The organism is Thermosulfurimonas sp. F29 (assembly GCF_019688735.1).
In the GTDB taxonomy this organism is placed as follows: Bacteria; Desulfobacterota; Thermodesulfobacteria; order Thermodesulfobacteriales; family Thermodesulfobacteriaceae; genus Thermosulfurimonas_A.
Window position 1 is genome coordinate 781503 of record NZ_JAIFYA010000001.1, and the last position, 24649, is coordinate 806151.

General features: G+C 60.5%; 21 protein-coding genes, 1 tRNA gene and 1 pseudogene. 16 read left to right on the top strand and 7 right to left on the bottom strand.

All coding sequences use genetic code 11. From position 1 onward, the window contains the following. The first annotated feature begins 13 nt into the window (after positions 1-13). The 14 genes from K3767_RS04090 (at position 14) to pnp (ending at position 13009) form a co-directional block, all read left to right on the top strand. Positions 14-1564 carry a hydantoinase B/oxoprolinase family protein gene (locus tag K3767_RS04090; RefSeq protein ID WP_221172275.1) on the top strand — a complete coding sequence of 517 codons (1551 nt, stop codon included), beginning with the start codon at positions 14-16 and terminating at the stop codon, positions 1562-1564. Further along, positions 1564-2691 carry a radical SAM family heme chaperone HemW gene (gene hemW, locus K3767_RS04095; RefSeq protein WP_221172276.1) on the top strand — a complete coding sequence of 376 codons (1128 nt, stop codon included), beginning with the start codon at positions 1564-1566 and terminating at the stop codon, positions 2689-2691. Before K3767_RS04090 ends, hemW begins: the two co-directional genes overlap by 1 nt. Before the next feature lie 25 nt (positions 2692-2716). Then, positions 2717-2791, top strand: a tRNA-Gly gene (locus K3767_RS04100). Positions 2792-2875: 84 nt separating this feature from the next. After that, positions 2876-3352 carry a ribosome maturation factor RimP gene (rimP, locus tag K3767_RS04105; RefSeq protein WP_255592213.1) on the top strand — a complete coding sequence of 159 codons (477 nt, stop codon included), beginning with the start codon at positions 2876-2878 and terminating at the stop codon, positions 3350-3352. A 10-nt stretch (positions 3353-3362) separates the two neighbouring features. Next, positions 3363-4607, top strand: a complete 1245-nt coding sequence (gene nusA / locus K3767_RS04110; protein WP_221172277.1) for a transcription termination factor NusA — start codon at positions 3363-3365, stop codon at positions 4605-4607. Then, positions 4600-4914: a YlxR family protein gene (locus tag K3767_RS04115; RefSeq protein ID WP_221172278.1), complete on the top strand. Its 315-nt coding sequence runs from the start codon at positions 4600-4602 to the stop codon at positions 4912-4914. The genes nusA and K3767_RS04115 overlap by 8 nt, the downstream gene beginning before the upstream one ends. Next, positions 4892-7492, top strand: coding sequence for a translation initiation factor IF-2 (infB, locus tag K3767_RS04120; protein WP_221172279.1), 2601 nt, complete (start codon positions 4892-4894; stop codon positions 7490-7492). The genes K3767_RS04115 and infB overlap by 23 nt, the downstream gene beginning before the upstream one ends. Before the next feature lie 261 nt (positions 7493-7753). After that, on the top strand, positions 7754-8044 hold the full coding sequence (locus K3767_RS04125) for a DUF503 domain-containing protein (protein ID WP_221172394.1): 291 nt from the start codon (positions 7754-7756) through the stop codon (positions 8042-8044). Positions 8045-8046: 2 nt separating this feature from the next. Next, positions 8047-8409 (top strand): 30S ribosome-binding factor RbfA, encoded by a 363-nt coding sequence (gene rbfA, locus K3767_RS04130; RefSeq protein WP_221172280.1) that lies wholly within the window; start codon positions 8047-8049, stop codon positions 8407-8409. Beyond that, positions 8384-9364, top strand: a complete 981-nt coding sequence (locus K3767_RS04135) for a bifunctional oligoribonuclease/PAP phosphatase NrnA (RefSeq protein ID WP_221172281.1) — start codon at positions 8384-8386, stop codon at positions 9362-9364. The genes rbfA and K3767_RS04135 overlap by 26 nt, the downstream gene beginning before the upstream one ends. Then, positions 9361-10293: a tRNA pseudouridine(55) synthase TruB gene (gene truB / locus K3767_RS04140; protein ID WP_221172282.1), complete on the top strand. Its 933-nt coding sequence runs from the start codon at positions 9361-9363 to the stop codon at positions 10291-10293. Before K3767_RS04135 ends, truB begins: the two co-directional genes overlap by 4 nt. 76 nt (positions 10294-10369) lie before the next feature. Further along, a complete protein-coding gene (gene rpsO / locus K3767_RS04145; protein WP_221172283.1) occupies positions 10370-10639 on the top strand; it encodes a 30S ribosomal protein S15 in 270 nt (89 codons plus the stop codon). Positions 10640-10657: 18 nt separating this feature from the next. After that, positions 10658-10846, top strand: coding sequence for a hypothetical protein (locus K3767_RS04150; protein ID WP_221172284.1), 189 nt, complete (start codon positions 10658-10660; stop codon positions 10844-10846). A gap of 33 nt (positions 10847-10879) precedes the next feature. Next, positions 10880-13009 carry a polyribonucleotide nucleotidyltransferase gene (gene pnp / locus K3767_RS04155; RefSeq protein ID WP_221172285.1) on the top strand — a complete coding sequence of 710 codons (2130 nt, stop codon included), beginning with the start codon at positions 10880-10882 and terminating at the stop codon, positions 13007-13009. Here the strand turns inward: pnp and argF are convergent. Beyond that, a complete protein-coding gene (gene argF / locus K3767_RS04160; RefSeq protein ID WP_221172286.1) occupies positions 12998-13903 on the bottom strand; it encodes an ornithine carbamoyltransferase in 906 nt (301 codons plus the stop codon). The genes pnp and argF overlap by 12 nt on opposite strands. Before the next feature lie 88 nt (positions 13904-13991). On the opposite strand from argF, the gene K3767_RS04165 reads away from it, so the two are divergent. Continuing rightward, complete coding sequence (locus K3767_RS04165) at positions 13992-14600, top strand: 5-formyltetrahydrofolate cyclo-ligase (RefSeq protein WP_221172287.1); 609 nt, start codon at positions 13992-13994, stop codon at positions 14598-14600. A gap of 444 nt (positions 14601-15044) precedes the next feature. After that, the gene (locus K3767_RS04170; RefSeq protein ID WP_221172288.1) at positions 15045-17015 is read left to right on the top strand and encodes a bifunctional diguanylate cyclase/phosphodiesterase; all 1971 of its coding nucleotides are present in this window, start codon (positions 15045-15047) and stop codon (positions 17013-17015) included. Between the two features lie 719 nt (positions 17016-17734). Here the strand turns inward: K3767_RS04170 and K3767_RS04175 are convergent. The 6 genes and pseudogenes from K3767_RS04175 to K3767_RS04200 form a co-directional block, all read right to left on the bottom strand. Beyond that, positions 17735-18631 (bottom strand): hypothetical protein, encoded by an 897-nt coding sequence (locus K3767_RS04175; RefSeq protein ID WP_221172289.1) that lies wholly within the window; start codon positions 18629-18631, stop codon positions 17735-17737. 232 nt (positions 18632-18863) lie between these two features. Beyond that, positions 18864-20306 (bottom strand): efflux RND transporter permease subunit, encoded by a 1443-nt coding sequence (locus K3767_RS04180; protein ID WP_221172290.1) that lies wholly within the window; start codon positions 20304-20306, stop codon positions 18864-18866. A gap of 61 nt (positions 20307-20367) precedes the next feature. Further along, a pseudogene (locus tag K3767_RS12245) lies at positions 20368-21984 on the bottom strand (efflux RND transporter permease subunit); the annotation flags it as partial. Beyond that, on the bottom strand, positions 21981-23096 hold the full coding sequence (locus K3767_RS04190) for an efflux RND transporter periplasmic adaptor subunit (RefSeq protein ID WP_221172291.1): 1116 nt from the start codon (positions 23094-23096) through the stop codon (positions 21981-21983). The pseudogene K3767_RS12245 and the gene K3767_RS04190, both read right to left, overlap by 4 nt. After that, entirely contained in the window at positions 23083-24408 is a 1326-nt protein-coding gene (locus K3767_RS04195; protein ID WP_221172292.1) for a TolC family protein, read from the bottom strand. The genes K3767_RS04190 and K3767_RS04195 overlap by 14 nt, the downstream gene beginning before the upstream one ends. Further along, a complete protein-coding gene (locus tag K3767_RS04200; RefSeq protein ID WP_221172293.1) occupies positions 24405-24647 on the bottom strand; it encodes a thioredoxin family protein in 243 nt (80 codons plus the stop codon). The genes K3767_RS04195 and K3767_RS04200 overlap by 4 nt, the downstream gene beginning before the upstream one ends. Positions 24648-24649 lie beyond the last annotated feature (2 nt).

Sequence of the window (24649 nt, forward strand, 5' to 3'; positions counted from 1 at the left end):
AGAATTTTAGCCCATGCCCGGTTTTTCGGCTACGGAGATAACGGTCTTCTACGCCCTTTTTTCCTCGGTGGCCGAGGAGATGGGGGTGGTGCTTCGCCGCTCGGCCTTTTCCCCCAACATAAAGGAACGACAGGACTTCTCCTGCGCTCTCTTTGACGGGGAAGGACGGTTGCTCGCCCAGGCCGCCCACATTCCCGTCCATCTGGGAGCCCTTCCGGATACCGTGGCCGAGATACGGAGGCTCTTCGAGCTTCACCCCGGAGATGTGATCATCACCAACGATCCCTATCGGGGAGGCACGCACCTTCCGGACCTCACCCTGGTCAAACCGGTGTTCGTGGAGGGGCGACTGGCCTTTTTCCTGGCCGTGCGGGCCCATCACGCCGATGTGGGAGGGAGGTATCCCGGCTCCATGGCGCTTTCCCGGCACATCGAGGAGGAGGGAGTGCTCATTCCCCCCACCAGGCTCGTTGAGGCCGGCCGGTTCCGCCGGGATTTCTGGGAGGACTTTCTCTCCCGGGTGCGGGGGCGAGAGGAGCGGGAGGGGGACCTGCGGGCGCAACTTGCCGCGCTGGAAAGGGGCGAAAAACGCCTGCTGGCCCTGGTTTCCCGGTACGGGCTTTCCGAGCTTTTGAGCCGGGGGGAGGAGCTCCAGCGCTACTCCGAGAACTACATGCGCGAGGTCCTGAGAGAGATACCCCGGGGCCGTTACTACTTCGAGGACTACCTCGACGACGACGGGGAGGGAGGCCCCCCGGTGCCCATAAGGCTTACGCTTACGGTGGAGGATGGCCGGGTGGTTCTCGACTTTCGGGACTCGGCCCCGGAGCTCGAGACCGGGCTCAACGCCGTGCGGTCGGTGACCCGGGCGGCGGTCTTTTATGTGTTCCTTTCCCTGGCCGGAGGACTCGTTCCCCCCAATCAGGGGGCCCTGGCCCCTCTCGAAGTCCTCACCCGGCCCGGCACGGTGGTGGACGCCCGTCCACCGGCCCCGGTGGCCGGAGGCAATGTGGAGACCTCCCAGCGCATCGTGGATGTGATTCTGGGGGCCCTGGCCCAGGCCGTGCCGGAGAGGATTCCCGCCGCCTCCTGCGGATCCATGAACAATGTGGCCTTCGGCGGGGAGGACTTCGCCTACTACGAGACCATAGGCGGGGGGATGGGCGGGCGTGCGGGAGCCCCCGGACTTTCCGGCGTGCACACCCACATGACCAACACCCTGAACACCCCGGTGGAGGCCCTGGAGCTCGGCTACCCCCTGGTGGTGGAACGCTACGGATTGAGGCCTCGCTCCGGAGGGGGCGGACGGTTCCGGGGGGGAGACGGGCTGGTGCGGCGTTTCCGGTTCCTGGCTCCGGTAACGGTAAGTCTCCTCACGGAAAGGCGGAAACTTTCGCCTTACGGTCTCTTCGGAGGCAAACCGGGGAAGCGGGGGCGGAATTTGCTTTTTGATCGGAATGGCCGTAAGAGGGTCCTCCCCGGGAAGGGGGTTTTCGATCTCAAGCCCGGAGAAGTTCTGGAGATCCGTACCCCCGGAGGGGGTGGTTACGGCCGCAGGGACTGATGGAGGCGGCCCTTTACCTCCATGTTCCCTTCTGCCGGGGAAAGTGTCCCTACTGCGACTTCTACTCCGTTACCGAGCCCCCGGACGAATCCCTTTACCTTTCCGCGGTGCTGGCCGAGGTCCGTCTCTGGCGTGAACGGATCCCCCGCAAGACCGTCTTCGTGACCTTCTACGCCGGAGGAGGCACCCCTTCCCTTCTTTCCCCGGACTTTTATGCCCGGCTCTTTGAGGAACTTTCCCGCCTTCTTTCTTTTTCTCCGGTGGAGCTCACCCTGGAGGCCAACCCGGAGGGACTCTCCCTGAAGCGTCTCGAGGGGTATCTCCGGGCCGGTTTTAATCGGCTAAGCCTCGGCCTTCAGAGTTTGCAGCCCGAGGGACTTCTGGCCCTGGGACGCCGGCACGGCCCGGAGGAGGCCCGGGCCGCGGTGGAGGCGGCCCGCCGGGCCGGCTTCGAAAACCTCTCCCTGGACTTCATTTTCGGCTGGCCGGGTGAGACCCCCGCACACCTGCAGAAGGACCTGGACGAGGCCCTTCGCCTCGCTCCGGAACATCTCTCCTGGTACGAGCTCACCCCGGAGGAGGGGACTCCCCTTTTCCGGGCCCTGGCCGAGGGACGGGTCCGCCTTCCCGGGGAGGAGGTGCTGGTGGACATGCACCGGACGATCCACGAGAGACTTACGGGGGAAGGATTCGAGCACTACGAGATCTCCAATTACGCCCGGCCCGGTCGGCGCTGTCTTCACAACCTCTTCTACTGGAAGGCCCTTCCCTATCTGGGCCTGGGTCCGGCCGCGGCCTCTTTCCTCGGTAAGCGGCGCTACCGGAATCCCGAGGATCTGAAGACCTATCTTTCCACCGTAAGGAGCGGCACCCTGGCCGCCCGCCTGGAGGAGGTCCTCTCCCCGGAGGAGGCGCTGCGGGAGGCGGTAATCCTCTCCCTCCGCCTCTCCGAAGGGGTTAGACGGAAGGAATTCCGGCGACGCTTCGGAAGGGATCCCCTGGAGTCGTTTTCTAAGGAAATAAAAGATCTCGAGCGTAAGGGTCTGGTTGAGGCGGACGAGGAGGGCTTCCGGCTCACCTTTGCCGGAAGACTCCTGGCCAATCAGGTGCAGTTGCATTTTGTTTGAGGTTGTATTATATTTCGACTAACGGGCGGGCATAGCTCAGGGGTAGAGCATCAGCTTCCCAAGCTGAGGGTCGCGGGTTCGAATCCCGTTGCCCGCTCCAGTAAAATTTTGGAAAGGGCCGAAAGTGGGCCTTAGTGCCCACTTTTTTGTTATGGTCCCCGGAAAGGGGCCCTGATGACGAGGGATGCACGCCGTGGAGAGGGAGAAACTCATACGGGAGGTCTGGGAGCTGGCCGAGCCGGTGATTATGGCCCGGGGGCTCGAGCTGGTGGAGGTGGAGTGGCAGAGGGAGCCCCGGGGCTGGGTGCTACGGATCTACATCGACAAACCCGGGGGGGTGACGCTCGGCGACTGCGTGAAGATAAGCGAGGTGGTGGGAGACTTGCTCGATGCCCGGGACCTCATCCACCATTCCTATCATCTCGAGGTATCCTCTCCCGGACTGGAGCGTCCTCTGCGCAAAAAGGAGGACTTTGATCGTTTCGCCGGGGATCGGATCAAGGTGATCCTGAAAGAGCCTCTTTCGGGGCGTAAGACTTTTACCGGTCTTTTGAGGGGGCTTGAGGGGGAGGAGGTCCTGATCGAGGTGGCCGAGGGGGTGATCCGGATTCCTTACGGGGCCATCAAAAAGGCCCGGCTCAAGCCGGAAATCCAGTTTTAGGAGCGAGACCATGGCCGAGGATGTAAGGAAGATCGTGGAGCTGATGAGCAAGGAGCGGGGGCTTCCCAAGGAGGTGATCGTTTCGGCCCTGGTGGAGGGGATGCGCACGGCGGCCCAGAAGAGGCTGGGCCCCCAGGCCGAGGTGGAGGCCATCTACGACGAGGATCGCGGCGAGATCGAGGTTTTTCGTCTCTACGAGGTGGTGGAGGAGGTGCGCAATCCGGAAAAGGAAATCTCTCTGGCGGAGGCCCGCAAGAAGAATCCCTCGGCCCGGGTGGGAGACACCATCGGCGAGCCGGTCAACATTCGCGATCTGGGGCGTATCGCCGCTCAGCTCACCAAGCAAATCCTCACCCAGAAGATCCGGGGAGCGGAAAGGGAACTTATCTATCAGGAGTACAAGGGCAAGATCGGGGAGATCGTGAGCGGGTTCGTGCACAGGTTTAGCAAGAGGGATGTAATCCTCTCCTTGGGGAGGGCCGAGGCCCTGCTTCCGGAAAAGGAACAGATCCCCACGGAGAGGTATCACCGGGGCGAACGCCTCAGGGCCCTTCTCATAGAGGTGCGCCGCACCGGGGATCCCCAGCTGGTGGTCTCCCGCACGCATCCGGAATTTCTCAAGAAGCTCTTCGAGCGCGAGGTCCCGGAGATCCGGGAGGGTATCGTTAAGATCGTGGCGGTGGCGCGGGAGCCCGGTCGTCGGGCCAAGATGGCGGTTACCTCTACGGATCCGGAGGTGGATCCGGTGGGGGCCTGCGTGGGGCTGCGGGGTTCTCGCGTCCAGGTGGTGGTGCAGGAGCTCAAGGGGGAGAAGATCGACATCATTCCCTGGGATCCGGACCCGGCCAAGCTCGTTTACAACGCCCTTTCCCCGGCGGAGTGCACCCAGGTGATCGTGGACGAGGAGACCAAGACCCTCGAGGTCATCGTGCCCGACGATCAGCTCTCGCTGGCCATCGGGCGGGAGGGCCAGAATGTGCGCCTGGCCTCCAAGCTTCTCGGCTGGCGCATCGATGTGTATAGTGAGACCCAGTACGCCCGCAGGCAGGATCCCGAATTTCTCCGGATGCTCGAGGTGGAGGGGCTTTCCGAGGAGGTGGCCGGGAGGCTTTACGACCAGGGTATCAATTCGGTGAAGGCGCTTGCGGAGGCCGATCCGCAAAAAGTGGCGGAGATCGGTCGGTTGCGTCTTTCCGAGGCGGAGGAGGTGGTGGCCCGGGCCCGGGAGAAGCTTTCCACGGGAGACGATGGGTAGGAAGGGGCATGTGCCGATACGGATGTGCGTATTTTGCGGGAGAAGAGCGCCGAAGGGCGAACTTTTGCGGCTGGTCCTCGACGGGGAGGGGCGGCCGGTTTACGACGCCGCGCAGAGGCTTCCCGGGCGCGGGGCCTACCTCTGCGGGGAGGAGAGGTGTTTAAGCAAACTTGCGACCCCAAAAGGACAGCGACGCCTTGGGCGGGCCTTTCGGGGAAGGATGAGGGGCTTTTCCCCGACCCTCATACAGGTCCTTTTGGGGGCAAGAGGAGGCCGGAAAAACGATGAGCAAGATTCGGATCTATGATCTGGCGAGGGAACTCGACCTCGGACCCAAGGAACTGGCCGAAAAGGTCAAGGCCATGGGCATAGAGATCAAGAGTCACTCTTCGACCATTTCCGAGGAGGAGGCCGCGCGGGTACGGGCGGAGCTCGGGCGTCACCGGGAGGGGGATGAAAAGCGGCCCGCGGAATCTTCTTCGTCGGAGGAGGCTCCCCAGGCGGTGATCATACGCCGGCGCGAGGAGAAGGAGACCCGGCCCAAGCGGCTTAAACTGAAGATCCGCAAACCCAGGCCCCGGGCCGAAGAACCGTTGCCTCCGGAGGAAACGGCCGCGGAAGAGAAGGAGGAACGCCGGGAGGAAACCGCGCCTGAGTCCCCGGCACCGGAACCCCCTCCGGAGTCCCGGGAGGAATCCGGTCCCGAGGAGACCCCCCGGGAGACCATAGGCCTTAAGGCCAGGATCGTTTCGCGAATCGACACCGAGAAGATTTCTCCCAAACCCAGGAAGCGGGTGGTCAAAGACTTCAAGCCCCGGCGTGCGGCGGCTCCTCCTCCGCCTCCCCCCAAGCCCGAGGAGACCGAGGAAAAGAAGGCCCGCAAGAAGAAAAAGGTCCGGGAGGAGACCGAGGAGCGTCCCAAGAAGAAGGCCAGGAAGAAGGTGGTGGCCGAGGCCAGGAGCGAGCGGGAGGAGATTCTGGAAGAGCTGGAGCTGATGGAGGAGCTGGAGAAAGGCCCGGAGGGGCTGGAGATGCTTCCGGAGGAGGAGCCGGGGGAGGAGAAGGCGGAGGGAAGACCCGAACGGGAGGAAAGGGAGAAGAAGACCGAAAGACCGCCCACCCTTCCCCCGAAAAAGAAGAAGATCAGGGTTCACGGGACCATTCAGGTGGGCGAGCTGGCCCGGGAGATGGGGGTGAAGGCCGCGGACATCATCCGCAAGTTCATGGAACTGGGGACCATGGTCACCATCAATCAATCCATAGACGCGGAGACCGCGGCCATCGTGGCTTCGGAGTTCGGCTACGAGGTGGAGACGGCCACGGTCGAGGAGGAGGCCCTCCTCGAGTACACGCCGCCCTCTCCGGAGGAGCTCGAGCCCCGTCCCCCCATCGTGACGGTGATGGGTCATGTGGATCACGGGAAGACCACCCTTCTCGATGCCATCCGCAAGACGGATGTGGCCTCGCGGGAGGCCGGGGGAATCACCCAGCACATCGGGGCCTACAAGGTGAGGCTTCCCGACGGGCGGGAGATTACCTTTATCGACACTCCCGGACACGAGGCCTTCACCTCCATGCGGGCCCGGGGAGCCCAGGTAACGGACATAGTCATTCTGGTGGTGGCCGCGGACGACGGAGTGATGGATCAGACCCGGGAGGCCATCGATCACGCGCGGGCCGCCGGGGTGCCCATCGTGGTGGCCATCAACAAGATCGACAAGCCGGAAGCCAATCCTGAAAGGGTTAAGAGCGAACTTGCGGAGCTGGGCCTGGTGCCGGAGGAGTGGGGTGGCGAGACCCTGGTGGCGGAGGTCTCGGCCAAGAAGCGGCAGGGGATAGAGGATCTCCTCGAGCTGGTTTTGCTTCAGGCGGAGATGCTGGAGCTCAAGGCTGCTCCGAGGCGTCCGGCCCGGGGCCGCATCATCGAGAGTCGTCTCGATCGGGGTAAGGGGCCGGTGGCCACGGTGATCGTCCAGGAGGGGACCCTGCGGGAGGGCGATCCCTTCGTGGCGGGGCTTACTTACGGACGCGTGCGGGCCATGCTCGACGAGTACGGCCGGAGGGTAAGGGAGGCCCCTCCGGCCACCCCGGTGGAGGTCCTGGGTTTCGAGGAGGTGCCCGGAGCCGGTGACGACTTCATCGTGATGCCGGACGAGACGGCGGCGCGGCGGGTGGCCGAATACCGGCAGCGCAAGGCCCGCGAGGCGGAAGCCGCCCGGGAGGCCCGTCTCTCCCTGGAAAAGGTCTTCGAGAAACTCAAGGAAGGCGAGATCAGGGAACTCAAGATCGTGCTCAAGGCCGATGTCCAGGGAACGCTCGAGGCCCTTTCCGAGGCCCTGCGCAAACTTTCCACCGATGAGGTCCGGGTGAACATCATTCGCTCCGGGATCGGGGCCATCAGCGAGAGTGATGTCATGCTGGCCGCGGCATCGGAGGCCATCGTGATCGGTTTCAATGTCCGGCCCACAGCCAAGGCCAAGGAGATCGCCAAGCAGGAAAAGGTGGACATCCGTTACTACGATGTGATTTACCAGGCCATTGAGGAGGTGAAGAAGGCCCTCTCCGGGTTGCTCGAACCGGAATACGAGGAGCGGATCGTGGGCGTGGCCGAGGTGCGGGCCACCTTCAGGGTGCCGAAGGTGGGCACGGTGGCCGGTTGCTATGTCAAGGAGGGGAAGCTGGTGCGCGGAGGAAGCGTGCGTCTGCTGAGGGAGGGGGTGGTGGTTTACACCGGAAAGATCTCCTCGCTCAAGCGCTTCAAGGAGGATGTCCGTGAGGTGGCCGCGGGTTACGAGTGCGGCGTGGGCCTGGAGAACTTCCAAGACATAAAGGAGGGGGACATCCTCGAGGCCTACGAAATGGTGGAGGTGAAGAGGGAACTCTGATGCGCAGGTTCGATTTTTTGAAAAACAATGCCCGGTACCTTCCTACGAATTATACCGCAAAAGAGGTGCAGAGAATGTTAAGTTTAGCGGAGAAGCTTGCCGCGAGGGTGGGCTTTACGAACGAAGTCGGATCTGGATTGAGTTTCTCAGGGCCATCGGGGATCTTGCGGCCCCTTTTGAGGTTCACTTCGCCCGGCCCGAGGAATTCGAGAATTACTATCGGCCCCTGGCCCGGAAGTTCAGAAAGATAGAGTGATAGAGATGGTGGTGGGCGTGGTGCGGATGGAATTTTTCATTCCCGGCAACAATTCCCTTAAGGGGAAGAGGCAGGTGGTAAAGAGTCTGGTCCACAGGCTGGAGGCCCGGTTCAGGAAGATCTCCGTGGCGGAGGTGGACGAGCAGGACCTCTGGCAGAAGGCGGTCATCGGGGTTTCCACCGTGGGAACGGACCGGGCCCTGGTGGATCGGCGCCTGAACGAGGTGCTCTCTTTCGTGGAGGGGTTTGACGGGCTGGAACTCCTTTCCGCGGAGATAGACTTCATTTCCTATTAAAGATGCACTATCGCCATCTCCGGGTAGCGGAACTCATACGGGAGGCCCTTTCCGTGATTCTGCTGGAGGAGGTGCGGGATCCGGACCTGCAGGGGTTCATCACCGTTTCCGAGGTGGAGGTTACTCCGGATCTCCGGAGGGCGCATGTCTATTACCGGGTCCACGGAGGGGAAGAGGAGTGGCGGCGGGCGGAAAGGGGATTTCGCCGGGCCCACCGCTACATAAAGCATCTCCTGGGGGAACACCTCTTCCTGAAGTACATTCCGGAGCTCGAATTTCATCCGGATCGGCGTCCGGAGGAGGCCGAGGCCCTGGAGGAACTTTTCGCGAGGATACGCCATGAAGGGGATAAGGGAGATTCTTGAAAACACGGAGACCTTTATTTTGGCCACCCATGTTAATCCGGATGCCGACGGTCTCGGATCCATGCTGGCCATGCACCTGGTGCTCCGGGCCCGGGGTCTGCGGAGCGTGCCCCTGGTGGAGGAAACCCCCCCGGGATTTCTGGACTTTCTGCACGGTTTTGAGGACCTGGTTCCGGTGAAGGATTTCCGGCGGAAGGACTTTCCCGTGGGCGAGAGCGTGGCCCTGGTGTTCGATCTTTCCGAGGCGGACCGTTTGGGAGAGGTGGCCCCCCTCGTTCAGTCGGCCCGGGAGAGGATCGTTTTCGATCATCACGATCGTTCCGGGGATCCCCTTCCCGGGCACCTCGTTCTCGAACCCGGGGCTCCGGCCACGGCCCTTCTGGTTTTCAGGCTTCTCCGGGGATTGCGCTGGGCCATTCCTCCCGGGGCGGCGGAAAACCTTTACGCCGGACTTTACAGCGACACGGGAGGGTTTCGCTTCGAGAAGACCGGGGAGGAGAGTTTTCTCGTCGCCGCGGAACTGGTGCGTCTGGGGGCACGGCCGGCGGTGGTGGGGGAAAAACTCCTGGAGAATCATCCTCCCGCCCGCTTTGAGCTTATGAAGCGCGTGCTCGAACGCCGGGAGTGGCTCGCCGGAGGCCGGGGGGTCCTTTCCTTTCTGACCCTGGGGGATTTCGAGGAGGCCGGATGTGGCCCCTCCGAGGCCGAAGACCTGGCCACCTTCCTGAGGAGCATGCGCGGGGTGGAGGTGGCGGTGGTGGTCAAGGAGATCCGACCGGGGGAGGTGGGGGTGAGCCTCCGGAGTCGCGGGGCCGTGGATGTGGCGGAACTGGCCGCCTCCGAGGGGGGAGGCGGCCACCGTCGGGCCGCGGGTTTCCGGAAAAGAGATCTTCCGCTGGAAAAGGTGTTATCTTTGGTAAGAGAGAAAGTAACTCTGGCGCTGGAGGGGTTATGACGGTTGAGGGTGTTCTGGTGCTCGACAAACCCAGGGACATGACCTCCACGGAGGCGGTGGAGAGGCTCAAGCGTCTGCTGCGGGTGCGTAAGGCTGGCCACGGAGGGACGCTGGATCCCTTTGCCACCGGGGTGCTTCCGGTGTGTCTGGGACGGGCCACCAAGATCGCTCAGTTCATCCTGGAGGGAGACAAGCGTTACGAAGGGGTCTTCGAGCTGGGGATCATCACCGACACCTACGATCTCACCGGAGAGGTGGTGGAGCGGCGGCCGGTTCCGGAGCTTTCCGCCGAGGAGGTGACCCGGGTCATGGAGGAATTCGTGGGGATCCTCGAACAGGTCCCTCCACCTTACTCCGCAGCCAAGTACAAGGGGCGTCCCCTGTATCAATGGGCCCGAAAGGGGGTGGCCGTAAAAAAGGAGCCCAAGCAGGTGGAGATCCTGGAGTTTCGTTTAAAAAGTTTTGATCCCCCTCGGGTTTTCTTTGAGGTTTACTGCAGCAAGGGAACCTATGTGCGGTCGCTGGTTCACGAGGTGGGGCTAAGGCTGGGTTGTGGGGCCACGCTGGTGGAATTGCGCCGCACCCAGAAGGGGCCTTTTCGTCTGGAGGAGGCCCTCACCCTGGAGGAGGTGGAAAAACTTCATGCGGAGGGGAAACTCGCGGAAAGGATAAGGTCCGTGGAGGAGGCCCTTTCCTTCATTCCGGCCATCGTGGTTTCTACGGAGATGGCCCGGCGCCTCCGCCAGGGCCGTCCCCTGTCCCTGAATGTGCTGGGCAATCTGGTGCGGCTTCAGAAGGTTCCGCGCCGGCCGCGGGTTCCCTGGCTCAGAATCGTTACCGAGGAGGGAGATCTGGTGGCGGTGACCTATTATCCGGAGAGATTTTCCGGGGACGGATGGGCGGAAATGTTGCGGGTTTTCGTTTCCTAGGTTTAGATAAAGCTAGGCTCCCGGGTTGGCCCGGCCACCCGGGGGCTTAAATCCATATTAACAGGGAGGGAGGAAGATGCCTCTGGATCCGGAAATCAAGACCGAGATCATTAAAAAGTTTCAGCGTCACGAGGGGGACACCGGTTCCCCGGAGGTGCAGATAGCTCTGCTTACCGCCCGCATCAAGCAACTGGAGGAGCACTTCAAGGTCCACAGGAAGGACCATCATTCCCGCCGGGGTCTTCTCAAGCTCGTGGGGCGCCGGCGCAGGCTTCTAAATTATCTGCGGCGCACCGACTTTCAGCGCTACCGCGAGCTGGTTCAGGCCCTGGGACTGAGGGGTTAGCGGTCCGGGGGGCATAGTATGGGGTATGCCCTGAAACTTTACGAAGCCTTTCAGGATCTGGGGAGGGATAAGGCGGCCATTCTGGCGGAGTTCGCCGAATGGGTGGAGAGTCAAAAGGCGGCCACCAGGGAGGATCTCGCCGAGACGGAGAAGCGACTGGAGTTGAAGATCTCTCAAGTGGTTGCTGGGGTGAAGGGTGTAATTTGAGGGAATTTGAGAACAGAAAAGGAGCGACGGGTTATGTACAGGGTGGAAACGGAGATTAACGGACGGCCTTTCGTGCTCGAGACCGGGCGCGTGGCCAGGCAGGCCCACGGGGCGGTCCTGGTGAGCCACGGGGACACGGTGGTCCTGGTCACGGTGGTGGCCTCCGAGGAGACGCGGGACATAGATTTTCTCCCCCTGACGGTGGAGTATCAGGAGATGTATTACGCCGCCGGGCGCATACCCGGGGGTTACTTCAAGAGGGAACTGGGGCGTCCCAGCGAGAAGGAGGTCATCACCGCCCGCCTCATCGACCGGCCCATAAGGCCGCTTTTCCCCAAAAAGTGGCGCTACGAGACCCAGGTGATCGCCACGGTGCTTTCCATGGATCCCGAGGTGGACCCGGACATCCTGGCCATTACCGGGGCTTCGGCGGCGTTGGAGCTCTCGCACATTCCCTTTAAAGGGCCCATTGCCGCGGTGCGGGTGGGCCGCGTTGAGGGTCGGCTGATCCTTAATCCCACGGCCTCGGAACTCCGGGAAAGCGATCTCAATCTGGTGGTGGCCGGAAGCGAGGAGGCCATCGTGATGGTAGAGGGCATGGCCCGGGAGGTGCCGGAAGAGGTGATGGAGGAGGCCCTCTTTTTCGCTCACGAGGGACTCAAGCCCCTTCTTGCCCTCCAGAGGGAGCTTCGGGAGAAGGCCGGGCGCCCCAAGATGGTCTTCGAAGAGCCCGAGCCCGATCAGGAGTTGCGGGAACGGGTCTTTCACCTGGCCGGGGAAAAGATGGCCGAAATTCTTTCCACCCCGGGCAAACAGGAGCGCAATCGCAAACGGAGGGAGCTTTTCGAGGCGGTGCTTTCTCTGTTGGGGGAGGAGGCGGCCGGGCGGGAGAGCGAGGTCCGGGAGTATCTGGAGGAGCTCGAAAGGGTGCGCATGCGGGAGATGATCCTTGCGGAGGGCCGGCGCATCGACGGGCGAGGTCCGGAGGACATCCGGCCCATCTCCTGCGAGGTCTCGGTGCTCCCCCGGACCCACGGCTCAGCCCTTTTTACCCGGGGCGAGACCCAGGTGCTGGTGGTGACCACCCTGGGAAGTCCCGAGGAGGAACAGCGCCTGGATCTTCCTGGGGAGGAGATCTTCAAGCACTTCATGTTGCACTATAACTTTCCTCCCTTCTGCGTGGGGGAGGTCAAACCCCTGCGGGGGCCGTCCCGTCGCGAGATAGGGCACGGGATGCTGGCCGAAAGGGCCCTCACCCCGGTGGTTCCCGGGGAGGAGGAGTTCCCGTACACCATTCGGGTGGTTTCGGATGTGCTGGAGTCCAACGGTTCCTCCTCCATGGCCACGGTGTGCGGGGCCACCCTTTCCCTCATGGACGCCGGGGTCCCCATTAAGGACATGGTGGCCGGCATCGCCATGGGCCTGGTCAAGGAGGGAGATCAGGTGGTGGTGCTCACGGACATTCTGGGTGACGAGGACCGCATGGGCGACATGGACTTCAAGGTAGCCGGGACGGAAAAGGGCATCACCGCCTTCCAGATGGATGTGAAGGTGCCCGGGATTACCCGGGAGATCATGGCCCGGGCGCTTTCCCAGGCCCGGGAGGCCCGTCTTAAGATCCTCGCCCGCATGCGGGAGACCCTGGATCGCCCCCGGGAGAGCCTTTCCGTGTACGCCCCCAGGGTCATCACCCTGGAGATCAATCCTGAAAAAGTGGGGCAGGTCATCGGTCCGGGGGGTAAAACCATCAAGGGTATTATTGCCGCCTGCGGGGATGTGAAGATCGACATAGACGATCAGACCGGTCTGGTGCGCATCTACTCCTCGGATCTGGAGACCGCCCGCAAGGCCGCCCGCATGATCGAGGAACTCACCCAGGAGGCCGAGGTGGGGAAGCTCTACCTGGGGAAGGTAACCCGGGTGACGGACTTCGGGGCTTTCGTGGAGCTCTTTCCGGGCACGGTGGGGCTGGTGCACATCTCCCAGCTCGATCACCGCAGGGTGCGCAGGGTTACGGACATTCTCAACGAGGGCGACGAGGTGCTGGTGAAGGTCATCGACATCGACAAGGCCGGTCGCATCAAGCTTTCCCGCAAGGCCGCCCTTGAGGAATCGGTGCGGGAAATGGGGAAGGAGACCGGGGGAGAGGGCTCAGGCGAGTAGTTTTTCGAGAACGGCCGCGTGTAGCCACATCTTGTTTTCGGACTGATCCCACACCACCGACTGCGGCCCTTCCAGAACCTCCTCGGTGATTTCCTCCCCCCGATGGGCCGGCAGACAGTGGAGGACTATGGCCTCCGGAGCCGCGTGCCGAAGGAGCCGGCTATTCACCTGATAGGGTTGAAACACCCGTCGTCTTTCCTCGGCCTCGGCCTCCTGGCCCATGCTGGCCCAGACATCGGTGTTTACCACCTCGGCACCCCTTACGGCCTCCACCGGATCCCGGAGAAGGGCTATGCGGGCTCCCCGGCTACGGGCCTCCTCCAGAACCTCCGGATCGGGATCGTAACCCTCCGGACAGGCCAGGCGCAGCTCGAACCCGAAAAGGGCTGCGGCCTCGATCCAGGAGTTGGCCATGTTGTTCCCGTCTCCCACCCAGGCCACCACCAGATCCCCGAGTTTCCGTCCGGTTTCCACCACGGTCATGAGATCCGAAAGGACCTGACAGGGGTGAAAGCGGTCCGAAAGACCGTTTATGACCGGGACCTCGGCGTAGGCGGCCAGTTCCTCCACCACCTCCTGACCGAAGGTGCGCACCACTATCCCGTCCACATAGCGGGAGAGCACCCGGGCGGTGTCCTTGAGGGGTTCCCCCCGGGCGAGCTGAAGGTCCCGCGAGGAGAGGAATATGGTCTGCCCCCCGAGTTTCATCATGGCGGCCTCGAAGGAAACCCGGGTGCGGGTGGAGGGTTTCTCAAAAATGAGGGCCAGAATTTTGCCCAGGAGGGGACGATGAGGAACCCCGGCCCTGAGCCGTTTCTTCAGCTCCAGACCCCGACGAATAAGTCCTTCGGCCTCCTCCGGCCGGAGATCCAGAATCCGTTTTAGGTGTTTCATTTTCCTATCCCGCCGGTGAACTTAATCGGATTTTAGGCTCTGTTTCCCAAGAGGTCAACTTGAAGTAAACTGCTCCCCGGAGAAGATGATGATTAGCGAAGCACCCCCGGACATTATGGAACTGAAAAAACAACTTCGAAAGGAAATGCTTCAAAAAAGGAGCGAGCTTTCCCCTGAAGAAAGGGAGAATTTATCCTTGTCTATCTGTCATCGTTTTCTTAAAACTGAACTTTTTGAAAGGTCTCGTACTATTTTATTTTTTGCCTCTTTTGGCACCGAAGTGAATCTTTTTCCTGCATTGGGAGCAGCTCTTCTACAGGGAAAAAGAGTAGGTCTTCCCCGCACCGTGATCTCCCGGCGGACTTTATTCTTCCATCAAATTTTTACCCTTGGAGAGTTGGTTCCGGGGCCTTATGGAATTTTAGAGCCTCCCCCGGAAAATCCTTTGATTTCGCCGGATGAAGTTGATCTCGTACTGGTTCCGGGGCTTGCTTTTGACCGGAGTGGTTATCGCCTAGGCTACGGAGGGGGATTCTACGATCGTTTTCTCCGGGAAATTCGTGCTATTAAGGTGGCTCCGGCTTTTTCTTTTCAGGTGGTGAAGAACCTGCCCCACGAGAAACACGACCTCCCCGTAGATTTCATTATTACAGAGAGGGAGATTATAATACCGGAAATCTCTCCTCTCGCACCTTAAATCAGCCTTCTTTTTTTAAGTGCGGGCGATGGTATCTGAGCTTCTGGGAGTGGAATATTTTTTCCGCAAATGATTGTTGGGAGATTTTTCACAAATTACTGAAAAAATTTCGAGAAAAATTTTGAAAACTCCGTTAATGAATTGTTTTGGTAATTGATATTCTTTTAAGAACGATGTAGAAAAGGATAAGAAGGTGGTGGAGTTAGTGGGATTGTAGACGAGCTGTCTTTTCGGCGTAAGCTTTGGGAGGTTATTTCTCTCACTCCTGAGGATTTCTGGATTTCTCTGCCTTTTTGTTCCTCCCCGCGAGGATTTTTTGCTCATCGAATAGGAGAATTTTTGAGGAAATTTTTTCTTGATCCGGAAAGTTCCGAAATTAACGATATCATTAGGGAACTGGGGGAACATCATTACAGAGTTGGGGTAAGTCCGTCAGAATTCAATATGGCATTATTTGAGCTGTGGCGACGGATTGTGCAACTTATTTCTTGTAAAGGGGCCCGGCAGCTTGAGGACCTTCTGGGACAACTTTTCTTTGAGCTTTCGGCCCGGGTCTTTCAGGCCTATTTTGAGGCCCGGGAACGGGATCTCCGCGAAGCCCGAGAGGAACTGGAGGTTCTAACCAGGATATATGCCCTTTTGCGGGAAATTAATCTTCTCATTTTTGAGGAACGTTCTGACCCCCGGAAGCTCTTTCAGGAGGCCTGTGGGATTATGATTCGTACCGGGGGGTTCGCCCTGGCCTGGGTGGGTTTGGCTGGGGAGGTGGTAGCCGCTGCAGGGGAGACCGCGGTACTGGAAGGGGTGCCCCCCCTTAAAGAAATTGCAGAGGGAAAAAATCCTCATCTTGTGACCCTTAAGGAAGGAAGATCGGTAATTGTACTGGATACCCGAGATGAAGATATATTTGCTGTTTGGGCCGAAAAGGTCCGAGATTTTGGATTTGGTTCGTTTGTAAGCCTCCCCTTGTATCTTGACGGGCTTAAGGGAGTTCTGGCTCTTTATGCGGAGGCCCCTTTACATTTTACCGATCGTGAGGTCAGGCTTCTTGAGGAGATAGCACGGGATCTCTCTCTGGGGTACCTACACATTGTAAAGACCCGGGAACTTGAGAAGGCGCTTTTCCGGGATCTTCTCACCGGGCTTCCGAACCAGCGGTTTTTACTGGCTGCCCTGGAGCACGAAATAGAGGTGGCTCGAATCGAAAAGCTTTCCCTGGCTCTGGTAAAACTGGATCTGGATCACTTCAGTTCCCTAAATATGGAATTGGGACGACTGAAGGGGGACAGGATTCTTAAGGTTGTGGGTGAACGTTTGTCCCGTTTGGTGAACCAGGCTGGAACTCTGGCCCGAATAGGTTCTGATGAATTTGCTTTCTCGTATTTGCTTCAGCGAATATCACCGGCCTTGCTTCTCACCCATCTTGAGAATTTATTCCAGGAACCCATAAGAGTTGAGCAGGAGGAGGTCAAGGTTTCTGCTTCTGTGGGAATAGCCCTTTTTCCGGAAGACGCCTCTTCTCCAGAGGATCTCATGGAGGCGGCTTCTGTAGCCCTCAGAGAAGCCAAAACCAGGGCTCCTCACGGGGTAGCCTTTTTTTCTCCAAATTTATCCAAAAAAGCTTTTCGGCATTTTGCTTTGATAAGAGAATTGGAAAAGGCTTTAGGGGAGCAACAATTTGAGCTATTTTTTCAGCCACGCATTCGTCTCCGTGAACGCAGGCCTGCGTCCTTGGAAGCGCTTTTGCGCTGGCGTCATCCCGAAAGAGGACTGGTAATGCCCGGAGAGTTTATTCCTGTACTGGAAGAGTCTGGCTTAATTGTGGAGGTAGGGTGCTGGGTTATACTCGAAGCAGCCCGTTTTCTGAGGGCTTGTCGCGAAAGTTTTCCGAAAATGCGCATTTCTTTCAATGTCTCGGTTAAGCAGTTTCTGGCTCGAGATCGCTTAATTCGTGTATTACAGGAGATCTTAGAGGACGGATTCTTGCCGCCCGGGGCTTTGGAGGTGGAAATTACCGAAAGTCTTCTTCTTGAGGCTGGTCCGGAGGCCAAGAGCTTGCTTAGCCGTATTCACGAATTAGGAATTGAGATTGCTCTTGATGACTTTGGAACGGGGTATTCGTCTTTCGCCTATCTAAAAGAGATTCCCGCCCGCACCCTTAAGGTGGATTATTCATTTGTGAGGGGGCTTCCCGAAAGCCGAGAGGATGCCGAGGCGGTGATGGCCATTGTATCCATGGCTCGGAATTTGGGTAAACGCGTGGTGGCGGAGGGGGTGGAGCGGAGGGAACAGTTGGCCTTTCTGGCGGGTTTGGGAGTGGATGAAGTTCAGGGTTTTCTTTTTTCGCGTCCTCTGGTAGCTGAGGAAACACTGAAATTTTTGAATAATTTCCGCTCTGAACGGTTCTTTTGGTAACACGAGGTTGACCTGCTCCCCCCATTTTTCGAACCACCCGGGATGTTAGGATTTATAGGAATGACAACTCAAAATAATGGATGTGAGCCACGAAAAAGTTTGCTATCGACCGGATCATCAGAATCCTGGCCGAGGCCGACACCCCCGGTAACTCCGTAGCCGCTATCGCAAGAAAATACGGTGTATCGCGAGACCATCTACCGGTGGCGCAAAAAATACCGCGGGTTTTTTTTCCTCCTCAGAGGCCAAACGTCTCAAAGCCCTGGAAGAAGAAAATGCCCGGCTGAAACGACTGCTGGCCGAAAAAGAACTCGAAATCTTTATGGCCTGTATCGAAAGCTTGGTCTTAGTCTTTGTCTTCGCAAGAAGCGAGGCTGGCGGAGGACCCCGAGAACGGAAGAAGCTTTTCCCGTTGAGGTTGCCAGAAAGCCTTTGAAACGATGGAGCATGGATTTCAGTTTCGCTCCGGGGAATTCCGGAGGGTTTGTCGGAGGTGGAGGGTCAGGCAGAGGGTAATTCCTCCGGGCAGTCCTTATTGGAATGGATTCATGGAGAGCTTACACGGTAAAGAGGAAGTTGAGTGGCTTTCCAGGGAGGAGATCGAGAGGGACCGCTTACATAAAAAAACGATTAAAACCCTCACAGAATTTACCCTGCACATAGGAGGCCAAAAAAGGGATCACCGGAAAAATTCCAGGGGGCCGGAGGCCCCCCGATTATTACGAGACCCTTAGGCGGCGCCGCACCCCCACCAGAACACCCAGCCCCGGAAGGAGAAGGAACCCCGCCGGCGGAAGAGGCACCGCGCTGAGGTGAAGACCCCCCTCGGCCGAAATAGTGTCCCCCTGATAAGCCCTCCCCGAGAGGTTGAAGGTGGCGGAAATGGAATACCAGCCGGGCTCGAGAAAATAGGTGTAGGTGTACACATAATCACTCTCCGAGGTTATCCCCCGTCGGTTAATCTCGTCATGGACCCCCCACAGCTGGCCCTTCAGGGTATCCGGTTCCCCGTCCCCGTTAGAATCCTCATAGCGGTAGAGACTGAGGTCCCACCGTCCCTGGAGATAGTTCGCGTAGTCGAATTCCTCCTCGTTGAAGTTTTCCCCTCCGTAGTGCAGGAATTCGGTAACCCGCAGGGTGAGGGGCCTATCCAGGAAAAAGTAACCGTACTGCTGGGAGGTTCCGTAGAATCCGGCATAGTCGTGGGCGTTTACAAACATATTGGTGGAGGCCCCGCCGGAGATGGAAAGACCGCTCACCCCTCCCTCGTTGAGGAAACTCCGGACATTAAGCGAGGCCGCCCAGGTCTTCTCCACCGGACCGTAGGGCTTTGACTGGTGCTTCGAAAGGGATTTCTCCGCCGGGGGATCGTGTGCCCAGATTCCCACCGCGGTATCCGCGTGGTCACCACCCGACACATTGAACACATATTCGTTGGCGCTGTGATCGTAGGCCGTCACGCTTCCATAGGCATAAAAGCGAGCGATGTGATAGGGCCAGTTGTCATCCCAGTAGTAGGGGATGGGCGAAGCCCGAAGCCCCGTTCCTAAAAACAGCGCCAGGAGAAACACCAGAGCCATCATCTTAGTGGAGAAGAATCCCTTAAGCCTTTTCATGTCCCCCCTCCAAGGAAATTTTTTAATCAATTATTAAAACATGATGGAGTGGAATGTCAAGCCATAAGGCAGGATTTTATGCCATAAATTGCCCATAACATTCGATTTTTCTGCATCCTATTGCGCGATTTTTTGGTTTTCTGTCAATGCGGAGCACGGAGGTACGGTGACAGGGACGGCGAGCGGGGCAATTTATGAAGGGAGGGTGTTCCCCGGATCCGTTGGAGGCCGGTCAAGCTCGGTTTTTCGGTGGTAAGGGTATTATTTTGGTCAGTTCTTTGCGCAGATCTTCGAAAAAAGTATAGAAGAGGGGCACATAGAGGAGGGTAAGAAGGGTGGCCACGATCAGTCCTCCGATGGCCACCACCGCCAGGGGGGAGAGCCTTTCCAGCCCCAGGGCCCTTTCCGCGGCTATGGGAAGCATCCCGGTGATGGTCCCCAGGGCGGTCATTACGATGGGCCGGGTGCGCACCCGGATAGCCTCCTCAATGGCCTCGTGGAGGTCTTTCCCCCGGGCCCGGGCGCGCCTGATAAAGTCTATGAGGAGAATGGAGTTGTTGACCACGATCCCGGCAAGGAGGATCATGCCCATGGCCGCGGGCATGCAGAAGTGCCTCCCCACGAAAAGGAGCCCCCAGACCGCCCCGATCACCGAAAGCGGAATGGCCACCATGATGGTGAGGGGATCCAGGAAGGAGCGAAAGGTCGGAACCAGGGAAAAATAGAGAAGCATCAGGGCGAGGAGCAGGGCCCTGCGGAGCCGACCGAAAGCCTCCTTCATGTGTTTGATCTCCCCTTCCTGGGATATCCGGTAGCCGGGAGGAAGGGGAAGGACCGCAAGGAGGCGGTTCACCTGAGCCTGGAGGTGGGTGATGGCGGTGGTGTAACGATAGCCCAGGACATCCACCACCGGAGAGAGTCCCTGGCGCCTGTAAACGGTGAGAGTACGCGACTCCTCCAGACGGGCCATCTCGTTGAGGGGGATGGTGCCCCGGGGGGTATGTACCGGGAGGGTGTCCAGATCCGAGAGGGCCCGGCGTTCGCCATCCGGGAGACGCACCCGAATGACATAGCCGTCCTCCCCGGGCACCCGCAGGACGGAAGCGCGGGCTCCGCTGAAGGCCGCGCGCACGGTTCGGGCCAGATCGAGAGGGGAGAGCCCGTAGCGGACCGCCTTTTCCAGGTCGGGACGAATCAGGATTTCCACCCTGTCCGGGTACCAGTTGCGGGACACGGAGACCAGCCCCCGAACCTCGTGCAGCCGCACCACCACCTGATCCGCCAGTTGGTCGAGCACCCTCCGGTCCGGTCCGCTGATCATCACATCCACCGGAGCGGCGATGGAGGAGAGGGGCGTGGCCCCGAAGTCGTAAACATGTACATAACGCAGGCCGGGGATTTCCAGAAACCTCTCCCGAAGACGCCTTTCTATCTTCCAGATGCTTTCCTTCCGGTGAAAACGGTCCACGAAATGCACGGTGATGAGACCCTGCTGAGGCGTTCTCTCCGCCCCGAAGCTGATCACCCCGGGCTCGCTTCCCACCACGGTGGCCATGCGGATGAATCCCGGCGTCCTCCGGATAATCTCCTCCATGCGGTTTACGATTTCCTCGGTGCGGGAAAGGGAGGTATTGGCCCCGGTCTCGAAGGCGATCTTCACGATACCGGTGTCCATGGGGGGGCATGAGGTCCCGGCCCACAAGGGGCATCTGCCGGACACTGATCAGGAGAAGCCCTATCCCCAGGGGTCCGATGAAAAGAAATCTTTTCGTCACCGCGAAATCGAAAAGACGCACGAAGAAATTTCTGAGGGGTTCCAGCATCCCCTCGCCTACCCGGTGGAGCATCCGCTCCGGAAGGTTCCGGCTTCCGTCCCCGCGAAGGAGAAACCGGGAAAGCAGCGGGATCACCGTAACGGAGATTACATAGGAGGAGAGCAGGGCCAGGATGAGCACCGCGGCCAGCTGCCGGAGAATCTTCTCCACATAGCCCCCGATGAAGAGTATGGGCACCAGGACGGCCACGGTGGTGATGGTGCCGGCGAAGTCGGCCAGCATGATCTCCCGGGTGCCGTCCACCGCGGCCCGAAAGGGAGACTTGCCCAGGTGATGATGGCGATCGATGTTCTCAATCACCACGATGGCGTCGTCAAGAAGAAGCCCCACGGCTAGGATCACCGCGGTGAGGGTCACGATGTTGAGTTCGAAGCCGAACACCCTCATTCCGAAAAAGACCATAAAGTAGGTAAAAGGGATGGATATCGCGGCTAGCAGGGTCATCCGCAGACGGGCCAGAAGTACCAGGATCACGGCCACCGTAAGCACCACCGCATCCCGCAGGGCATCGATCATGTTGGCCACCGAGGTGCGGATGAGGTCCTCCTGGGTGTCCACGATCTCGAAGGTCAGATCCGGAAACTCGCTTTCGATCCGCGGAAGGGCCCGATGAAGGGCCTCGAGCGTGTCGGTGACATGTCCCTTTTCGGGACGCAGGATGTTGATCCCGATGGCCGGATGGCCGTTTCCGTGAAAGAAACTCTGTCTCTCCGTGTAGAGGACCCTCACCCGGGCGAGGTCCCGCAGGTGGATCTCCCCCCGCGGGGTGCGGGCCACCACCAGATCCAGAAGCTCTTCCGGTTTGAGCCTTTCCCCGGCCACCTTAATGAGGATCTGGTCCCGATCCCGGATAAGGAGCCCTCCGGGGATGTTGAGGTTTTGAGCGTAAAGAGCGGAGATCACCCGGGAGAGACTTAAACCGTAGCGGGCCAGCCGGTCGCGATCCACCTCCACCCTTATCTCCGGGAGATATCCGCCGAAGACCTCCACCTGGGCCACCTCCGGGATGCGCAGGAGGGCCTCGCGCAGTTCGTTGTCTGCTATCTGCCTGACCTTGGCGAGATCCAGAGGCGAGCCCGGGCGGGGACGGACCGCAAGCGTGCAGACCGGGGTGGTGGCGTCGCTCACCCGGAAGATCCGCGGGGGAAGAAGCCCCCGGGGAAGCTTCGCCCATATACGGTCAAGAGCGGCCGAAACATCCACCTCCGCGGAGTCCAGGCTCTTCTCGTATTCGAACTCCACGGAGACCACGGCCACCTCGTCCCGGGAGGAGGACCTGACCTTCCGTACCAGATCCAGGGTGGCCAGCTCCTTCTCCACCGGGCGGGCCACCTTGTCCTCCACATCCCCGGCCGAGGCCCCGGGCCAGACCAGCACCACCGCGATCTTCGGATAGTTGGCATCGGGAAAGAGGTTGAGCGGCATTTCGCGAAAGGAAACGATCCCCAGCACCACTCCGGCGAGGAGAAGAGAGGTGACCAGATAAGGATTGCGCAGGTAATCTTCCACGAAACTCATGAATTTTCCCTTTCGGGAAGGACCTCTTCTCCCTCGTGGAGCCGGAGGAGGGTGCTTTCCTCAGCCACCACCACCGGCACACCCGGGGAAAGATCCCCGGAAAGGACCACTTCCCCGCCGGAGCGCCCGCGCACCTTGACCCTCACCACCCGCACCCGGAATCCACCTTCCCCTCTTTCCACGGTGAAGACATAGGCGCCTTTCGTGGTTTCGAGGAGGGCCCGAAGGGGCACGATGAAGCCCTCGGCCTCGCCCGTGGCGAGATCCACCCCCACCCGGGCTCCGGAGGGAAGACCGAAGGGACGCGAGGGAAGCCTTATCTCCACCGTGGCCAGTCCTCCCTCTCCCACCGCGGGGTGAACCCGGAAGATCCGGACGGCCAGGCGCCTTTCCCCCTCGGTGAGAAAGGCCGGGGCCCCGGGTCGGAAGCGCACGGCCATGCGCTGGGGCACCCCCACCAGGACCCGATATCCCCGCGAGGGGGCCTCGATCACGAGGAGGGCCTTTCCCGGGACCACCATGTCCCCGGGTTCGGCAAGCCGGGCGGTCACCACCCCGGAAAAAGGGGCCCGGATAACCGTATAGGTGAGGTCGTTTTCCGCGGCGGAAAGCTCGGCCCGGAGGGTCTCGAGACGGGCCGCGGTCTCCCGAAAGGCGGATTCCGAAAGCTCGAAGGCCTCCTCCGAGATGGCCTTCTCCCGGTAGAGGACCCGATCCCGTTCGAAAATGCGCTTTCTGGTAAGGTAGCTGACCCGGGCGGCCTCGATCCGGGCCCTGAGCGAGGCGATGCGGGCCCGGATGGGAGCGTCGTCTATCCTGGCGAGCACCTCTCCTTTTTCCACCCTATCCCCCTCGTACTTGGTGAGGGAGAGGAGGTAACCGGAGAGCCGGGAGGAGATCCGGGCCGAAAGGAGGGGCCTTATTTCCCCCAGATAGTGTTCGGTGAGGAGGAGTTTTCCCCGCCGGATCGGGGCCACCTCCACCGGAAGGGGCGCCCTTCGCGGGGGAGGGAGCCGCCTGAGAGCGGCTCTTTTCTCCCTCACCTTTTGTACGGCGAAAACGATCGCGAGGCCGGCCACCAGAAGAACCAGGAGGGGTTTAATCCTGCGCATGACTCTCTCCTTCACAGGGAAGCTGGAGAAGACCCCGGGCGATCTCACCGGTGGCCCGCTGATAGGACACCACGGCACGGGCGTAACGGTAGAGAGCTTCCCGGTAGGCGGCCTCGGTCTCGGACCAGGCCGCCTGGGCGGCGAGGAGATCCGTCACGGTGCCGGCCCCGGTGCGATAGCGCAGGCTTTCCACCCGGAAGGCCTCCCGGGCGGCCTGCCGGGCCGCCTCAAGGGCCCGCACCCGGGCCCTGGCTTCGGCAGCCTCGGAGAGGGCCGCAAGAACCCTTCTTCGCACGGAAAGCTCCACCTGCCGCAGCCTCTCCCGGGCGGAAAGCTCCCGGGCCCGGGCCGCGGCCACCCTGGCCGAAATTGTTCCCCCGCTGAAAAGATTGAGCCGCAGACGGAAACCGGCCTCCCAGACCTCCTCGTCGTCATGGAGACCGGAGCCGGCCCGCCGGCCGTAGTCGACCAGGAAATCCAGACGGGGGAGGTGCCCGGATCTCTCCAGGCGGACCCTCTCCCGGGCCGCTTCAAATTCCCTCCGGGCCGCCTCCACCTCCGGGAGACAGAAAAGGATCCTCTCCCACTCGGGCTCCCGCGGAAGCGGAATGAGGGTGAGATTTCCGGAGAGCTCGAAGTCGCTCCTGGGAGACTCCCCCATAAGGACGGAAAGGGCCTCCTTGACCCGGCGCAGGGCCTGACGGGCCGAGGCCAGGGCCGCCTCCTCACTTTTGACCCGACTCTTCATCCGGAGGAGGTCCAGGGGCGGAACGCGCCCCACCCTGAGGCGCAGGGCCGCGTCCTTCTCCTCGCGCTTCAGCGCCGCAAGGACCCGCTCCCGGGCCCGGATAAGGCCGCGGAGATAAAGCCCCATGAAGTAGGTTCCTTTCACATTGGCCAGAAGGTCCAGGGCGGTCTCCCGCCGCAGGCTTTCGGCAAGCACGGTCCGGATCCCGGAAAGCCGCACCAGGGAGCGCAGCCGCCCTCCCTCGTAAAGGGGAAGACGCAGCTCCACCCCGGCGTAATAGATGTCCCGGCTGAAGGCCGGGAATTTCCCCGGCCCCTTGATGGGGGTAACGGCCTGGGGGTCGCTCAGGCGCCTGGCCTCGGCAAGAAAGTCGAGCTGCGGAAGGAGGACACCCCGGGCGGCCCGGCGTTCTCCCTCCGCGGCCCGAATCTCGTGCGCCCGGGCCAGGATCTCGGGGTTGTTCCTGAGGGCCCGGGAAAGGGCCTCCTCCAGGGTGAGCCGTTCTCCGGCCAGAACCCCGGAGGAAAGAAGAAATATCGCCCCCCAAAGGAGAAGAACCCTCACCTGGACCTCAGCAGTTCCTTTATCTCTTCTACGGAAAGGACCTTCCCCTGGGAGACCACCCTTCCGTCCACCACGAGCCCCGGGGTCTGCATCACCCCGTGGGCGGCGATCTGCCCCAGATCCTTCACCTTCTCCACCGTGGCGTCGATCCCGAGTTCGTCCAGGGCGAGAACCACATTGTCGTAAAGGGCTTCACACCGGGGGCACCCCGGCCCAAGGACCCTGATTTCCCTGACCATAT

What these genes read in the sequence shown, in the direction of transcription:
- K3767_RS04090 (WP_221172275.1), top strand. Translation starts at nt 14, where the DNA reads ATGCCCGGTTTTTCGGCTACGGAGATAACGGTCTTCTACGCCCTTTTT.
- hemW (WP_221172276.1), top strand. Translation starts at nt 1,564, where the DNA reads ATGGAGGCGGCCCTTTACCTCCATGTTCCCTTCTGCCGGGGAAAGTGT.
- rimP (WP_255592213.1), top strand. Translation starts at nt 2,876, where the DNA reads ATGCACGCCGTGGAGAGGGAGAAACTCATACGGGAGGTCTGGGAGCTG.
- nusA (WP_221172277.1), top strand. Translation starts at nt 3,363, where the DNA reads ATGGCCGAGGATGTAAGGAAGATCGTGGAGCTGATGAGCAAGGAGCGG.
- K3767_RS04115 (WP_221172278.1), top strand. Translation starts at nt 4,600, where the DNA reads ATGGGTAGGAAGGGGCATGTGCCGATACGGATGTGCGTATTTTGCGGG.
- infB (WP_221172279.1), top strand. Translation starts at nt 4,892, where the DNA reads ATGAGCAAGATTCGGATCTATGATCTGGCGAGGGAACTCGACCTCGGA.
- K3767_RS04125 (WP_221172394.1), top strand. Translation starts at nt 7,754, where the DNA reads ATGGTGGTGGGCGTGGTGCGGATGGAATTTTTCATTCCCGGCAACAAT.
- rbfA (WP_221172280.1), top strand. Translation starts at nt 8,047, where the DNA reads ATGCACTATCGCCATCTCCGGGTAGCGGAACTCATACGGGAGGCCCTT.
- K3767_RS04135 (WP_221172281.1), top strand. Translation starts at nt 8,384, where the DNA reads ATGAAGGGGATAAGGGAGATTCTTGAAAACACGGAGACCTTTATTTTG.
- truB (WP_221172282.1), top strand. Translation starts at nt 9,361, where the DNA reads ATGACGGTTGAGGGTGTTCTGGTGCTCGACAAACCCAGGGACATGACC.
- rpsO (WP_221172283.1), top strand. Translation starts at nt 10,370, where the DNA reads ATGCCTCTGGATCCGGAAATCAAGACCGAGATCATTAAAAAGTTTCAG.
- K3767_RS04150 (WP_221172284.1), top strand. Translation starts at nt 10,658, where the DNA reads ATGGGGTATGCCCTGAAACTTTACGAAGCCTTTCAGGATCTGGGGAGG.
- pnp (WP_221172285.1), top strand. Translation starts at nt 10,880, where the DNA reads ATGTACAGGGTGGAAACGGAGATTAACGGACGGCCTTTCGTGCTCGAG.
- argF (WP_221172286.1), bottom strand. Translation starts at nt 13,903, where the DNA reads ATGAAACACCTAAAACGGATTCTGGATCTCCGGCCGGAGGAGGCCGAA.
- K3767_RS04165 (WP_221172287.1), top strand. Translation starts at nt 13,992, where the DNA reads ATGATTAGCGAAGCACCCCCGGACATTATGGAACTGAAAAAACAACTT.
- K3767_RS04170 (WP_221172288.1), top strand. Translation starts at nt 15,045, where the DNA reads ATGGCATTATTTGAGCTGTGGCGACGGATTGTGCAACTTATTTCTTGT.
- K3767_RS04175 (WP_221172289.1), bottom strand. Translation starts at nt 18,631, where the DNA reads ATGAAAAGGCTTAAGGGATTCTTCTCCACTAAGATGATGGCTCTGGTG.
- K3767_RS04180 (WP_221172290.1), bottom strand. Translation starts at nt 20,306, where the DNA reads ATGGACACCGGTATCGTGAAGATCGCCTTCGAGACCGGGGCCAATACC.
- K3767_RS04190 (WP_221172291.1), bottom strand. Translation starts at nt 23,096, where the DNA reads ATGCGCAGGATTAAACCCCTCCTGGTTCTTCTGGTGGCCGGCCTCGCG.
- K3767_RS04200 (WP_221172293.1), bottom strand. Translation starts at nt 24,647, where the DNA reads ATGGTCAGGGAAATCAGGGTCCTTGGGCCGGGGTGCCCCCGGTGTGAA.